At 34.3% G+C, this 14524-nt stretch carries 12 protein-coding genes; 5 read left to right on the forward strand and 7 right to left on the reverse strand.

The window, feature by feature from the left end; all coding sequences use genetic code 11:
* Window positions 1-77: 77 nt before the first annotated feature.
* The 3 genes from BZARG_RS14125 to BZARG_RS14135 all read left to right on the forward strand — a co-directional run bounded on the left by BZARG_RS14125 (window position 78) and on the right by BZARG_RS14135 (window position 4744).
* Window positions 78-2825, forward strand: a complete 2748-nt coding sequence (locus BZARG_RS14125) for a TonB-dependent receptor plug domain-containing protein (protein WP_008639504.1) — start codon at window positions 78-80, stop codon at window positions 2823-2825.
* A 26-nt stretch (window positions 2826-2851) separates the two neighbouring features.
* Window positions 2852-4297, forward strand: coding sequence for a DUF5689 domain-containing protein (locus tag BZARG_RS14130; RefSeq protein ID WP_008639585.1), 1446 nt, complete (start codon window positions 2852-2854; stop codon window positions 4295-4297).
* Window positions 4298-4372: 75 nt separating this feature from the next.
* Complete coding sequence (locus BZARG_RS14135) at window positions 4373-4744, forward strand: hypothetical protein (RefSeq protein WP_008639722.1); 372 nt, start codon at window positions 4373-4375, stop codon at window positions 4742-4744.
* 10 nt (window positions 4745-4754) lie between these two features.
* Here the strand turns inward: BZARG_RS14135 and BZARG_RS14140 are convergent, their stop codons facing one another.
* Entirely contained in the window at window positions 4755-5720 is a 966-nt protein-coding gene (locus BZARG_RS14140; protein ID WP_008639521.1) for an endonuclease/exonuclease/phosphatase family protein, read from the reverse strand.
* Between the two features lie 74 nt (window positions 5721-5794).
* Between BZARG_RS14140 and hflX the strand changes: the two genes are divergently transcribed.
* Both hflX and BZARG_RS14150 read left to right on the forward strand, forming a co-directional pair.
* Complete coding sequence (gene hflX, locus BZARG_RS14145; protein ID WP_008639619.1) at window positions 5795-7006, forward strand: GTPase HflX; 1212 nt, start codon at window positions 5795-5797, stop codon at window positions 7004-7006.
* A 63-nt stretch (window positions 7007-7069) separates the two neighbouring features.
* Window positions 7070-9325 carry a transglycosylase domain-containing protein gene (locus BZARG_RS14150; RefSeq protein ID WP_050807318.1) on the forward strand — a complete coding sequence of 752 codons (2256 nt, stop codon included), beginning with the start codon at window positions 7070-7072 and terminating at the stop codon, window positions 9323-9325.
* A gap of 84 nt (window positions 9326-9409) precedes the next feature.
* On the opposite strand, the gene BZARG_RS14155 is transcribed toward BZARG_RS14150, so the two are convergent.
* From BZARG_RS14155 to BZARG_RS14180, 6 genes are all read right to left on the reverse strand, one after another.
* The gene (locus BZARG_RS14155; protein WP_040288900.1) at window positions 9410-10345 is read right to left on the reverse strand and encodes a DUF3078 domain-containing protein; all 936 of its coding nucleotides are present in this window, start codon (window positions 10343-10345) and stop codon (window positions 9410-9412) included.
* Window positions 10346-10388: 43 nt separating this feature from the next.
* Complete coding sequence (locus BZARG_RS14160) at window positions 10389-10895, reverse strand: DUF2480 family protein (RefSeq protein WP_008639670.1); 507 nt, start codon at window positions 10893-10895, stop codon at window positions 10389-10391.
* An 18-nt stretch (window positions 10896-10913) separates the two neighbouring features.
* A complete protein-coding gene (locus BZARG_RS14165) occupies window positions 10914-12749 on the reverse strand; it encodes an ABC transporter ATP-binding protein (protein WP_008639598.1) in 1836 nt (611 codons plus the stop codon).
* Window positions 12750-12829: 80 nt separating this feature from the next.
* On the reverse strand, window positions 12830-13153 hold the full coding sequence (locus BZARG_RS14170; RefSeq protein ID WP_008639563.1) for an iron-sulfur cluster assembly protein: 324 nt from the start codon (window positions 13151-13153) through the stop codon (window positions 12830-12832).
* A gap of 75 nt (window positions 13154-13228) precedes the next feature.
* Window positions 13229-13651 carry a SufE family protein gene (locus BZARG_RS14175; protein WP_008639486.1) on the reverse strand — a complete coding sequence of 141 codons (423 nt, stop codon included), beginning with the start codon at window positions 13649-13651 and terminating at the stop codon, window positions 13229-13231.
* 50 nt (window positions 13652-13701) lie between these two features.
* The gene (locus BZARG_RS14180; RefSeq protein ID WP_008639505.1) at window positions 13702-14499 is read right to left on the reverse strand and encodes an META domain-containing protein; all 798 of its coding nucleotides are present in this window, start codon (window positions 14497-14499) and stop codon (window positions 13702-13704) included.
* Window positions 14500-14524 lie beyond the last annotated feature (25 nt).

Consider the following 14524-nt stretch of genomic DNA (forward strand, 5'->3'; position numbering starts at 1 on the left):
AAGTTTTCATTATAAATAATGTAAATTACATGGCAATTTAATAAATATTACACGCTAATTCTCAATTTTTTTGAATTATGAAAAACAGTTCAATTATTATATTGTTAGGATTTTTATCGACTGTTACAGTTTTTGCGCAACAAACTATTGTAAAAGGAAGTGTTACAGAAGGTATTTCTTTTAATCCAATTCCTAAAGTAGCAGTTACTATAGAAGGAACTAGTTTGACAACCTTAACGGATGATTTGGGGCTGTTTGAGTTTATTTCAGATTTGCCTTTAGGAAATCAGATTTTAAGAATATCTAAAAATGACTACCTATTTAAAAGGTATCCAATTGTTATCAATGAAGGGCAAACTGTAAATATTACAGATATGACTTTGCAGAAAGATAATACTGCCGATTTATTTACCATTAACTTAACCGATGATGAGTTGGACGATGATATTGGCGGAATGGATAATGTTTCAGGATTATTGCAAGCCTCCAAAGACGTGTTTCAGCGTACCGCGGCATTCGAGTTCAGTTCATCATTCTTTAAAGTAAGAGGTTTAGGTTCTGAAAATGCTATGGTTTTAATTAATGGTATTGAAATGAACAAAATTTATGATGGTCGGCCACAATGGAGTAATTGGGGTGGTTTAAATGATATGCTTCGGAATCAAGAGTTAACATCAGGATTAACACCTTCACCCTATAATTTTGGCGGAATTATAGGTGCTACGAATATAAACACACGGGCGTCTCAATATCGAAAAGGAGGTCGTTTCACCTACTCGGCAGCCAATAGAAGTTATACCAATCGTGCTATGGCCAGTTATGCTTCTGGTTTAATAAAAGGTGGCTGGTCCTATGCGGTAATGGCTGGAAGACGTTGGGGAGATGAAGGGTATCAAGAAGCAACATTATATGATTCTAATTCATTTTTTACTTCAGTAGAAAACAAACTTAATGAGAAACATAGCTTGAATTTTACAGCAATTTATACCCCAAACCGTCGTGGAAAATCATCGCCTAATACACAGGAAGTTTACGACTTAAAAGGTATTAAATACAACGAGTATTGGGGGGATTTGGAAGGTGAAAAGAAAAATTCACGAGTCAAAGAAATTGAGGAACCGATTTTAATGTTAAACCATTATTGGGATGTAAATAGTAAAACGACCTTAAACACTAATATCGGTTACCAATTTGGTAAAATAGGAAATAGTCGTTTAGATTACGGTGGTGGCGGAAATCCAAGTCCAGCTTATTATCAAGACCTACCGAGTTATTTTTTAGCTGATGTTAAGGGACCAAATTATGCAGATGCTTATCTAGCGCAACAAAATTTTATTAATGATGGTCAAATGAATTGGAAACGTATTTTAGATGCAAACATAACAAGATCATCTCAAGATCAAACAAATGCATATGTACTATATGAAGATCGTGCAGATGATAAGCAATTAACGGCAAACGCTATTTTTAGTACGGAGATCAATGAGCGTATTATTTTGAATGCCGCTATTAATTATAGGTCTTTAAAATCAGAAAATTTTGGTAATATAATTGATTTATTAGGTGGTACCGGCGTTTTAAATGTGGATTCGTTTGACGGGTTTCAATATGATTCTCAAAACCCAGACCGTGTAATTGTCGAAGGTGATAAGTTTCGTTATAACTATAATATGTTTGCTAATATTATTTCAGGATATGCGCAAGCACAATTCAATTATAGTAAATTCAATTTTTATTTATCAGGAAGTTTTGCAAGTACATCTTATCAACGCGAGGGACTATGGGAACATGATTACTTTGCTGGTGATTTATCATACGGGAAAAGCGAGAAACTAAACTTTACAGGTTTCGGCGGTAAAGGTGGATTCACTTACAAAATTACTGGTAAACATATATTAGATATAAATGCCGGATATATAGCTAAAGCGCCTTCTATAAGAAACTCGTTTTCAAACTCTAGAGATAATAATAGTGTTGTAGAAAATATTTTAGTAGAAAAAATCACGTCTATTGATGTCAGTTATATTTTTAGGTCTTCAAATGTTAAAGCTAAATTAACAGGATATTATTCTAAAATTGCAGATGCTAATGAAATTTCATTTTACTACGCAGATGGTATTACAAACATTGGTGAAGAGTTTAATGATACATCCGCATTTGTCCAGGAAATTTCGCAAGGTGTCGATAAAAAACAAATAGGTGCCGAACTAGGTATTGAAGCGCAAGTAATACCAACTATTAAATTAAAAGGAGTTGCAGCTGTAGGTCAATTTACATATGATAATAACCCAGATTTGTATTTAACATCTTCAAGTTTTAATAGATCGCCAACATATACAGCTAACCTAAAAGGCTATAAAGTTGCAGGTGGACCACAACAAGCATACTCCTTTGGCTTTGAGTACCGCGATCCAGATTATTGGTGGTTTGGTGCAACGGTTAACTATTTTTCAAATACTTATGTAGATGTTAGCCCGCTTTTAAGAACAGAAAACTTTTACCTAGCTAATGATGGCTTGCCTATTAATAATTACGACCAAGAGGTAGCGTCAGAGTTGTTAAAGCAAGAAGAATTTGATGCGTATTTTACGGTAAATTTAACTGGAGGTAAGTCTTGGAAAATAGGCAATTACTACATTGGTGTTTTTGTAAGCATAAATAACTTGTTAGATGAATTATACAAAACAGGTGGTTTTGAACAAGGTAGAAATGCTAATTACACCGAGCTTTTATCTGATAATCGGACACCTAAACGTAAGTTTGGACCCAAATATTGGTACGGTCGTGGCGCTTCTTATTTTGTGAATCTAAACTTTAGATTCTAGAAAATTATTTTAAAATATTTTTGATTATGAAAACAAATAAATTTTTAGGCCTATTATTAATAAGCGTAGCTAGTTTGGTTTTGGTATCATGTGTGCAAGACGACGATTATGTTATTCCTATTAGTTTAGGAGATGAAGAAAACGCACGGTTAAACAAGTTGTTAACTAACGGAACATATATTACTATGGCAGAAGCGAAAAACATGTATAGCTCTGATCCCAATGGTGACGGTGATACGACTGATGCAATTCCTTTTAGCCCTGATGAAAATATTTATATAAAAGGGTATGTGTCAAGTTCTGATAAAACAGGTAATTTTTTTAAAGAATTCTTTATTCAAGATAGCCCAACCAACCCTACTATAGCTATTAAAGTTGCAATAAATCAAGTAGATTTGTACAACCAATTTAACTTTGGTCGTGAGGTTTATGTAAGTTTACAAGGGTTATTTATTGGGGAAGAGCGGGTTGCAAGCGGTGTTACCACTATTGGTGGTGGCGTAGAAAACGATCGTTTTGGTGGGAAAATCACAAAATTAAATGAGACACGCACAAGTACACATATTTTCAGGTCGCCAGTAACAGAAGATATTATTCCTTTAAAAGTTCCACTATCTCAAATTGGAGCAAGGTTAGTAGGTGTTTATGTGCAAGTGGAAGATGTCGAGTTCGCTGATGATTTAGCAGGTAAGCGCTATTTTGATCCTATGGAAGATTTTGACACAAAAAGAATGTTACAGGACTGTAGCGGATTTTTATATAGTGAATTGCTTCTTGAAACTAGTTCTTTTTCTAATTTTAAAAACGAATTACTACCCATTAAGAATGGTTCAATTTCTGCCGTGGTAAACAAAACATTTGATGGTGGTACAATTGTGTTAGCTGTAAACTCTCTTGAAGATGTTGATATGAACAACCCTAGATGTTCACTTTTAGATATTGCTGATTTTACTGCAATCTATAAAGAAGATTTTGATGCTGCCACGGACAATACTGATCTTACCTTTCCAGGATGGATTAATTTTCCTGAAGCAGGATCTCGTGTATGGCGTGAAAAATTCTTGCTCGGAAATGGATATACGGAGTTTAGTCCATTTGGGTCCGTACAACCATCAAATATTGGCTGGTTGGTATCGCCTGGTATTAATTTGACTGGATATAGTAATGTTTATTTAAACTTTAAATCAGCGCAACACCATTTAACTCAAGATTCTCCAGAAAACGCTCTAGAGGTTTTTGTGTCTACAGATTTTGATGGCACGGACGTTTTAAGAGCGACTTGGAATCCGGTTTCGGCAAGTTTGGCAAATGAATCTGATGATTTTTATATATTTGCAGATTCTGGGCTTATCGATATTTCTGCATATATTAGCGGAACTTTATACATAGCTTTTAAAGCTAATGGTTCCGGCACGCTTGCAGGTCTAGCTGGTTCGTATATGATAGATGATTTAAAAATTTTAGTTAACTAGTTTTACCTATTTATTATATCATAAAATCAGCTAATTTTGTAGTGACAGTTCTTTAATTTTATTCCAAAAATATCTATGTTTGATTCTCTTTTTTTTATCGTGTTTAAACACTATAAAAATCTCAAAGTAAAAAAAGCAAATCAGTTTGCAACAATCTATATTTCCATTTTACAATGTTTAATTTTATTGTTATTGGGAATGTTTTTTGCAGGATTTTTTAATCAGATGAATTTAAATACGTTGTCTCAAGACAAAGTATGGATCCTATTTGCTATGGCATCCATTTTTATATTTTTTAAAAACTGGATACAATATGCAGGAAGAAAGCGTAAGGTATTAAATGCCAAAATGCTTAGTAAGAAATCTCAAAAATACCCTGCTTATATGCTTTACTTGCTTCCAGTTGCATGCTTTGTACTATCAATAATACTCTGGCAGGCCGTTTAAGTCAGTTTTCTTATTTCGTCAAGGTAATGTAAACCGGAAAATGGTCGCTATAACCTCCTTTATGTTTTTCGCCAGCATAGGTTCTAAAAGGTGTTCCTTTATATTTTCCTTTGTATTCTTTTAAAAATTCAGGATCAAAAATATTAGCTTCTTCAAACTCTAAATGCGTGTCATCTGGTTTGAAAAAATTAGTGGTTATCATAATCTGATCAAATAAGTGCCATTTTAAATGATGCACCAAACTACCTCGGTTAAAAGACCGCAAGGTATTCATAGGGTTGAACAAATTATTGTTCTCCACCAATTGTGTAATGCTATTGCAATTAGGGTCATCGTTAAAATCGCCCATAACTATTATTTTAGCCTCTGGTTGCGCTTGTTTTAAGCTTTGTATAATAGTACCGACTTTTGTTGAAGACTGCATCCGTTTGGCCTCGGAAAGTCTCGTGCCCTCACGTCTGGACGCCCAATGGTTTACAAGTATCGAAATAGTCTCGCCATTAAGAGTTCCGGTAACTAATAAAATATCGCGTGTAAAATCGTCGCCACCTTCAGGTCTATCAAAAATTATCGAGAAAATTTCAGAATGTGTCACTGTAAAATCCTTTTTATTGTACAATAATGCCACATCCATACCGCGTTCGTCTTTAGAGTTAAAGTGAACAAAGTCATAAGGAATATCCTTCAAGTTAGCTGTATTCAGTAAGTCGCGAATAACTTTTCCGTTTTCAACTTCGGCTAAGCCAATAATACTCGGAGGATTATCGGTTTCGGCTTCACCAATTTTTGAAATAGATAATCCTATTTTTTGTAGCTTATTATAGTAGCGTTTCTTGGTCCAATGCTTATCCGAATTAGGTAAATAATCCCGATCGTTTTTAGAGCGATCGTTGTAAATATCAAACAAATTTTCGGTATTGTAAAAAGCTACGGTGTAAATATCCGGAGAAATTGGGTTTTGGGGTGCTTCAGTCATTATTTTCAGTATTCGCGTTAAAAATATGCAAATTAAACTGCTTTCAATTGTTTAACTTTGTACTTTTAATGCTTATGATAGAAAAAGTTGATATTTCGCACGAACGTGCCGTCTTAATTGGTGTAGTTACCAAAAATCAAGGAGAAGAACAATCTAAAGAATATTTAGACGAGTTAGAGTTTTTAACGTTTACCGCTGGTGGGGAAGTAATAAAACGCTTCACTCAAAAAATGGATATTCCAAACCCGAAAACCTTCATTGGAACGGGTAAAATGGAAGAAGTCCGCCAGTTTATTGAAGATAATGATATTGGAACCGCTATTTTTGATGATGAACTTTCTGCTGCCCAAGAACGTAATATTAGTAAAATACTGGAATGTAAAGTTCTGGATAGAACGAATTTAATTCTCGATATTTTTGCCCAACGCGCTCAAACAAGCTATGCTAGAACGCAAGTGGAGCTGGCGCAGTGTGAATACCTATTACCGCGACTTAAAGGAATGTGGACGCATTTAGAGCGTCAACGTGGTGGGATTGGAATGCGTGGTCCTGGTGAAACTGAAATAGAAACAGATAGACGTATTGTACGCGATAGAATTTCCTTGTTAAAAGACAAAATTAAGGTCATTGATAAGCAAATGGGCGTGCAACGTGGTAATCGTGGTAAAATGGTGCGTGTCGCTTTAGTTGGTTATACTAACGTTGGGAAATCTACACTGATGAATACCATTAGCAAAAGTGATGTTTTTGCCGAAGATAAGTTGTTTGCCACATTAGATACTACAGTCCGTAAAGTGGTAATTCAAAATTTACCGTTTTTACTTACCGATACCGTTGGATTTATTAGAAAGCTGCCAACGCAATTGGTTGATAGTTTTAAAAGTACATTGGACGAAGTGCGCGAAGCCGATCTATTACTTCACGTTGTTGATATTTCTCATCATAATTTTGAAGAACAGATTAATTCTGTAAATAAAATTTTAGGTGAAATTGATAGTGGTGATAAGCCAACTATTATGGTTTTCAATAAAATTGATGCATATAAAGCAGAACCGTATGATGAAACGGATTTAGAAGTGGAACGTACCGAGTTGCATTATTCTTTAGAAGAATGGAGAAAAACATGGATGAATCGCGTTGGTGATAATGCCCTATTTATATCAGCTTTAAACAAGCAGAATATGGAAGAGTTTAAAAAACGTATTTATGATGAGGTACGTGAAATTCATGTCACCCGTTTTCCCTATAATAATTTCTTATATCCAGATTACGAGGAGGAGGAATAGTCCTAAACCCGTTTTTTTCTAATCAATTTACATAAAAAGAAGAATCCTACATTTCTATAAACCATGGATAAATTACGTGTATTTTTTAAAAAAACTTGGGTGAAATGGTCCTTGATACTGATAGCGGTAATCATTTCATTTTTCGTTTTTTTGTATGCTGGTATATATTTCGGAGTGTTTGGAAGCGTGCCAACACATGCTGAATTAGGTGCTTTAAAACAAGCCGAGGCTACACAGGTTTTAGACAAAAACGAAAAGTTAATTGGTAAATATTATATCTATGACAGGCAACCTTTAGATTATGAGGATCTCCCAAAACATTTAATAGATGCTTTGGTTGCAACCGAAGATGTTCGTTTTTACGAGCATGACGGTGTGGATAATGTAAGTTTAATGCGCGTATTTTTTAAAAGTATTTTGCTTCGTGATAAATCCGCTGGTGGTGGAAGCACTATCACGTTACAATTGGCGAAAAATTTATATGGTCGAAAAAATTATGCAGCATTTGGCATGCTTATTAATAAGTTTAAAGAGTCTATTGTTGCTAAACGAATTGAAGACGTTTATTCCAAACAAGAAATTTTAACGCTTTATTTTAATACTGTTCCATTTCCAGATAATACCTATGGAATTGAAAGTGCTGCTCAAAAATTTTTTAATAAAACGGCAAGAAAATTGACCGTTCCAGAAGCCGCTACATTGGTTGGCACGCTAAAAGCGAATAATTATTACAACCCGCGATTGTCAATTAGTAATAGTCGAAAGCGTAGAAACGTCGTACTTAATCAAATGGTTAAATATGACTATTTAGATGAGACGAAGTGTGAAACTTATAAAAAAGATTCTCTCGTTTTAAACTACTATTCCTTTAATCACGATCTAGGTTTAGCGCCATATTTCAGGGCACAAGTAAAAGATCAGTTACAAACAATACTAAAAGCCTATAAAAAACCGAATGGTGATACTTACGATTTGTATAAAGATGGTTTAATAGTTCATACCACACTAGATGCCAAAATGCAAACAATGGCTGAAGAAGCTATGGCGGAGCATCTCACCAAACTTCAGGAAGCTTATGAAGCATCTCATGGAAAAAATGCCCCATGGATTTCTAATAAAAAACTGATTAAAAAAGCTATGATGGCTTTACCGGAATATAAACGCTTAAAAAAAGCTGGTGTTCCTGAAGCTGCTATTGAAGACTCGTTATCCGTTAAACGCGATATGGATGTATTTACTTGGAAAGGCGATAGCACGCAATTGTTATCCGTTAAGGATAGTTTGCAGCATTATCTGAAACTTTTAAATACAGGTATGTTGTCCATCGATCCAAAATCTGGTGCCATTCAAAGTTATATTGGTGGCATTGATTATCGCTATTTTAAATACGATCATGTATCACAAAGTGAGCGCCAAGTAGGTTCAACTTTTAAGCCTTTTGTATATACTGCGGCTATAGAAAACGGTATGAAACCGTGTAAATATTACTCTATTGATGCTGTAACCTATACCAATTATAAAAACTGGACGCCAACCAATGCGGGACAGGATCCTAACGAAAAAACGGATATCAATTATAATTTAGAAATGGCATTAAGCAACTCCGTAAATACCATTGCTGTAAAAGTTTTAAATGATGTCGGGATTTCTAATGTAAAAAAGCAAGCAGAGAAAATGGGCATCACTAAAAAGTTGCCAAATCAACCATCCTTGGCTTTGGGTGTTGCGGAAATAAGTTTAAAAGAGTTAATTGGTGCTTATGCGAGTTTTGTGAACAATAGTTATGGTGTAAAACCCTATATGATTACGAAGATAACCGATAGAAATGGCCAAGAAATCGTTTCTTTTGAACCTGAAATATTAGAAAAACAAGCCTATAGCGATTATACGCGACAAGTTTTACTGGAAATGATGAAAGCAACAGTTGATAATGGAACAGCTTCACGTTTACGAAGTACTTATAATTTGAGCAATGAAATAGCTGGAAAAACAGGAACAACGCAAGATAATAAAGATGGTTGGTTTGTGGGAATTACGCCACGCCTGGTAACCATAACTTGGGTTGGAAATGATAATTTTGGTATTGGGTTTAAAACTACGGCTTTAGGGCAAGGTGCCAATTCAGCCCTACCAATGTTCGCCAGATTTTATCAGAAGTTAAATAGTGATTCTACATTTAATGAAATTACTAAAAGTCATTTTGAAAAACCGAGTGCTGATGTTTTGGATGATTTGGATTGCAAGCTAGAAAAAGAAGATGGCTTCTTCAAAAAACTTTTTAAAAGTAAGAAAAAGAGTAAAAAATTTAAAGGTGATTAATATCAAATATCCACCAACAAAAAAAAGCACCGTACTTTGGATTTTACCAAATACGGTGCTTTTTTTATTGTGATGCTATCGGGTTTAGAACGCGTAGCTCAATCCAAAAGTAGTATAAACTTGTAATTTATTATCTACGTTATCAAAACCTGGTTCAGGGTTTGTTCCTGCAGGATCCCATTGTTTAAAAGCATAATTAACAGCTTCTTGATTGTTGTCTCTTAAACCTAGCTCAAAACCTAGTCCAATACCTTTCCATAACTTATAACTTACAGCGTTAATCCATGTCCAGTTAGATAAATTGGAGTCTTTATAGCTCATAAAAGCAGATAGGTTAGAATTTAAACCTAGTTTGCCAAAAGAGCGACTGTAATTAGCAACAACTTTAGCACCTAAAGATGAATCGAAAATAGCATCATTGTCAGCAAATACAAAGTTGTAGTTTAATGGATGAACCACGACTACTAAATTAGAAATAGGCGTCCATGTTACACCTACACCAACATCTAAATATCCAGGATCATTAAAATTGTTAATTAATGTTGTACGATATTCTGCTAGGGTAGAAGCGGCCAAGTTTTTAGCAATTTTATAACCAAAAAGTGACGTGACGTTAAATACATCATTAGCTTCTCTAAAGCTATCGTCATCACTTGGGTCGTCTTTATCATCAAACTTTACCCAACTTAAATTAATGTTTGCCGTGTTGTACCAGAAATATTTTTCGTTATCCAATTTTGCAAAAGGATTTACAGTTACCGATATGTTTCCAGAAGCATTGTTGGGCGTTCCTTGTCCATACCAGTTGTTAAATTCTGAAAAGCTAGCACCAACAGTACCAAAAGCACCAAATTTCCAACCCGGTAAATTATCAATTTGCTTTTGTAACGCATCTGCTTCAGATTGTAAAGCATTAGCTGCAGCTTGTTTTTTTGCCTTCTGTTCTTTTAATTCTTCTTTCGTTTGAGAAAATGAGGCTGTTGCAACCAACATCAAGCTCATGATAAAAATTTTTTTCATAAGGGTAAAGGATTAAATATGGTTTAATATTACTGCAAAAATACTATTTTCTTTTAAATAAAGGTACGCTGGAGCAGGCTTCCCCAAACATAATTGATTTTGCCACTGTTTTTAATTTTGTAGTAATCAACAAATAAGCATTTACAGGAACCGGTTTTTTAGCGCAACCTTTTACAATAACAGGCTTATCTTGAAACTCTGAAACATCTATATTGGAAATGATATCTTGATATAAAGCTGTCTCTAACATATCTAAATCACCTAAAATGGTTCTTTTTGCTATGGATTCCAATGAAATGGTCATTAGCATATAAGCCCAAGCAGGTACAATGGCATCCGTTGAACAGTGTAAAGCTACATAAGCATCTTGGTATTGATTCCAGTCGTGATTTTTTACATATTCCCTAAAGTCCTTTTCGCGCAGTACAATGCCTTCAAGCAACCAATCTTTAATATCGATTTGTAAGCGTGTGCCTTTTGGGTAATAATCTTCTAAATCGAAGGTTACCAGTTTACTGCTGGCAACTCTATTGATTATTTCATTTTCCATAATACAAAATTAAGTTATTTATTGATATCCTTCAGCTTGCAACTGGAAGAGTTGAGCATATAACGCTTTATTAGCCATTAATGTTTCGTGTGTTCCAATTTCCAATACGCTGCCTTCTTCTAAAACTAATATACGATCTGCTTGTCTTACGGTGCTGAATCTGTGTGAAATGATAATGCTTGTTTTGCCTTGAGTTAAACCAATAAAGCGTTTAAAAACATCGCTTTCTGCTTTCGCATCTAACGCAGATGTCGGTTCATCTAAAATCATTACCTCGGCATCTTTCATATATGCTCTGGCTAAAGCTACTTTTTGCCACTGTCCACCCGAAAGCTCTTGTCCTCTATAAAAACGCTTACCAAGTTGTTGATCATATCCTTTTTTAAAATCAGAAATTACATCTTTTGCTAAACTCAATTCGGCAGCATTCTCAATTTTTTCTTGATTATGCAATTCATCGATATTACCAATAGCAATATTTTCACGTACTGTAAATTCATAACGGAAAAAATCTTGAAATATAACGCCGAAAAATTTCTGATAATCTGTTTGTTTAAAACGATTAATATTGACGCCATCTAAAAGTATTTCACCTGAAGTAGGTTCATAAAATCGCAATAGTAATTTGGTGAGTGTGGTTTTTCCCGCGCCATTTTGACCTACAAAAGCCATTTTTTCACCAGCAGAAATTTTAAAGCTAACACCTTTTAGTATTTCTTTATCAGAGTCTGGATAGGAGAAATGAACGTTTCTGAATTCAAAACCAGTCTGAATTTTATCTGGTAAAAGTTGATCTTCATCATGTTTAGGAACGATAGAAAGATCAATAAATTCGAAGTAATCTTTTAAATAAAGTGAGCTTTCAGTAATTCTAGTAAACTTGGAAAAAAAGTCTTGAAGATTTCGTGTTAATCTGTTAAAAGATCCTGATAAAAATGTTAATTCACCAAGCGTAATGACACCAGAAACAACCCGATAAATAATAAAAATATAAGCACCATAATAACTTAAAGTTCCTAATACATTGAATAAAAAGCCCAGAGAGGAACGTTTTACAGCGAGTTTCTTGTTTAATTGATAATACTCTTCTGATAAGTTTTTAAAACGGTCGACAATAAAATCTGTCAGTCCAAAAAGTTTAATCTCTTTGGCAGTTTGATTGTTCGCGCCTATAAATCGTAAATAATCGAGTTCGCGTCTTTCTGCCGTCCAGCCCCTAGCTAAAGAATATTGCTGCTGGCTAAACCAAATTTCATTTATAAAAGAGGGTATGATGCTTAACACCAAAAGAATAATTAAATACGGCTCGAAATAAATTAATCCAGCAACAAGCGTTGCAATGGAAATTAAACTTTGAACTTCGCCCAAGGCGTTTGATATTAATCCAACACGTCCAGAGGTTTGAGTTCGTGCGCGTTCAAGCTTGTCATAAAATTCGGAATCTTCTAAAAGACTAATATCTATCTGATTGGTCTTTTTAATAATTGTTACAGAAGAATCAATAGAGTAGGCATCACCCAGCAAACTATCGGTTAGTGAAATAGCGCGACTAACCAAATCCGATAAAACTACCAAAACAAACTCTATAGCAACATAGGTCCAAAGTCTGGTAAAATCTGTTACTTCAGCGCCAGCCTGTAAAATTATTTCATCAATAATTATTTTACCAACCCACAAAATTATCACTGGCAAAACAGCGCCTATTAATCTGCAAAAAGCCGATATAATAAAGCGTTTCTTATTTGTTTTCCAAATTTCCTTGAAAAATCGTGGAATATAAATTAAAGCACTAAAAGATTTTCTTAAACTTGTTTTCTCTTTGTCTTTTAAGGATTTAAGTCTGGATTTTGCCATGGTTTAGCTTCCGTTTCAAAGTTTAGAGTTCAATTTATAACTGGACGTTATCTATTGAACTCTAATTATTGTCAACTAAATTATAGCATTCCACACTCTAACATTGCTTCTTCGCTCATTAATTCTTGTGTCCAAGGCGGATCGAAAGTCATTTCAACTTCAACAGATTTTACGCTGTCTATGGATTTTACTTTTTCTTCAACCTCTAAAGGTAAGGATTCTGCTACTGGGCAATTAGGAGTTGTTAAGGTCATTAGGATTTTTACATCGTAATCTTCATTCACAAAAACGTCGTAAATTAAACCAAGCTCGTAAATATCCACAGGAATTTCTGGATCGAATATGGTTTTTATAACACGAACAATCTCTTCGCCTAATGCTGCTGTATCTATTGTTTCACTCATTTTCTTGTCGTTTTATGTTCAGTTGTTTTTTGTTTAGTCGTTTTTATTTGGTAAACCTCACGCTAAACAACGAAACTAATTAAGTTGTGTTTGGTACGCAATGGCGTACATTTTAATTTGTTTAATCATGCTTACTAAACCATTAGCCCGTGTTGGCGATAAATGATCTTTTAATCCAATTTCATCAATGAAATCCGTTTTCGCGCTAATAATATTTTTGGGTTCTTGATTTGAAAACGAACGAATTAATATAGCAATAATACCTTTGGTAATAATAGCATCACTATCCGCAGTAAAAATAATCTTGTTATCCACTAAGTCAGCGTGAACCCAAACCTTACTTTGGCAACCTTTAATTAGGTTGTTGTCGGTTTTATATTGGGCGTCAATTAAGGGTAGTGATTTCCCTAAATCAATCATATATTGATACCGTTCTTGCCAGTCGTCAAACATGGAGAATTCGTCTATAATTTCGTTTTGGATTTCTTCAATTTGCATAGGAATAATTTTATACAAAAATACAATAAGTAACGCAGCTATTCAATTATTTATAGCTTTTCAGTTGGTGCCATTAATTCTAAAATAAGGGCTTCAATGGCCTTTGGTGGATTTCCAGCATCAAATGAAGGTGTTGTATAAGTTAGTCCATTTTTAGTTACTTTTAAAGCGGCAATACGCGCGCCATCATATTGATGTGCTGTAGATGGCGGCTCTAATGTTGTTAACGCTTTTAAATCTAAAGCTTCTAGTTTTTTATCAAGCGAAGCCAATTCAGTATTGGATAAGTCTATTGTTTGTGTTTTAATATTTCTATCCTTTTGAAATGATAATTTATTGTTTTCATAAGTTATCATCATAAATGATCCACGAGAAATTTCAGAGTATTCTACATGATAACCGTTTTGGGTATCGGTTGCTTTGGCACTTGTCATATCTGATTTCTCCAATGTTAAAATAGTAAAGTGTGCTTCATCATAAAAGTGAATTTTATCATCAGTAATGGAATAATTTTTCGTGTCCTGCAAAGCTTTTAAAACATGTTGCTCTAAAGTGTTAGATTCTGGATGACACATTTTACGTGTTGTTGCTAAGGGGCCAAATTCTAATTTTGAATCTCCGGAGGCGTAATTTCCATTAAATAAATTACAGCCAGTGCTTCCTGAAATGGTGTTTTTTTCTTTGTCAAACGTAATTGTAACAGCTTCAGAAAGAGATGAATTAACACCAACGGCAGTAATAATATAATCGCCTAATAAGGGCTTTTGTTTATTCATAGCTGCAGCGTCTCTGGCATTTCCGCATGAAAGCATATAAAGACTGATAAAAATTAAACCGATGTATTTCATAATCATTGTTTTTAAGTCTCTTTGC

The sequence above is a fragment of the Bizionia argentinensis JUB59 genome, from assembly GCF_000224335.1.
Classification (GTDB): domain Bacteria; phylum Bacteroidota; class Bacteroidia; order Flavobacteriales; family Flavobacteriaceae; genus Algorimicrobium; species Algorimicrobium argentinense.

Bases quoted from the DNA above. Each gene is read 5' to 3' on its own strand.
- BZARG_RS14140 (WP_008639521.1), bottom strand. From the start codon at position 5,720: ATGACTGAAGCACCCCAAAACCCAATTTCTCCGGATATTTACACCGTA.
- BZARG_RS14150 (WP_050807318.1), top strand. From the start codon at position 7,070: ATGGATAAATTACGTGTATTTTTTAAAAAAACTTGGGTGAAATGGTCC.
- BZARG_RS14175 (WP_008639486.1), bottom strand. From the start codon at position 13,651: ATGCAAATTGAAGAAATCCAAAACGAAATTATAGACGAATTCTCCATG.
- hflX (WP_008639619.1), top strand. From the start codon at position 5,795: ATGATAGAAAAAGTTGATATTTCGCACGAACGTGCCGTCTTAATTGGT.
- BZARG_RS14170 (WP_008639563.1), bottom strand. From the start codon at position 13,153: ATGAGTGAAACAATAGATACAGCAGCATTAGGCGAAGAGATTGTTCGT.
- BZARG_RS14160 (WP_008639670.1), bottom strand. From the start codon at position 10,895: ATGGAAAATGAAATAATCAATAGAGTTGCCAGCAGTAAACTGGTAACC.
- BZARG_RS14155 (WP_040288900.1), bottom strand. From the start codon at position 10,345: ATGAAAAAAATTTTTATCATGAGCTTGATGTTGGTTGCAACAGCCTCA.
- BZARG_RS14135 (WP_008639722.1), top strand. From the start codon at position 4,373: ATGTTTGATTCTCTTTTTTTTATCGTGTTTAAACACTATAAAAATCTC.
- BZARG_RS14165 (WP_008639598.1), bottom strand. From the start codon at position 12,749: ATGGCAAAATCCAGACTTAAATCCTTAAAAGACAAAGAGAAAACAAGT.
- BZARG_RS14180 (WP_008639505.1), bottom strand. From the start codon at position 14,499: ATGAAATACATCGGTTTAATTTTTATCAGTCTTTATATGCTTTCATGC.
- BZARG_RS14130 (WP_008639585.1), top strand. From the start codon at position 2,852: ATGAAAACAAATAAATTTTTAGGCCTATTATTAATAAGCGTAGCTAGT.
- BZARG_RS14125 (WP_008639504.1), top strand. From the start codon at position 78: ATGAAAAACAGTTCAATTATTATATTGTTAGGATTTTTATCGACTGTT.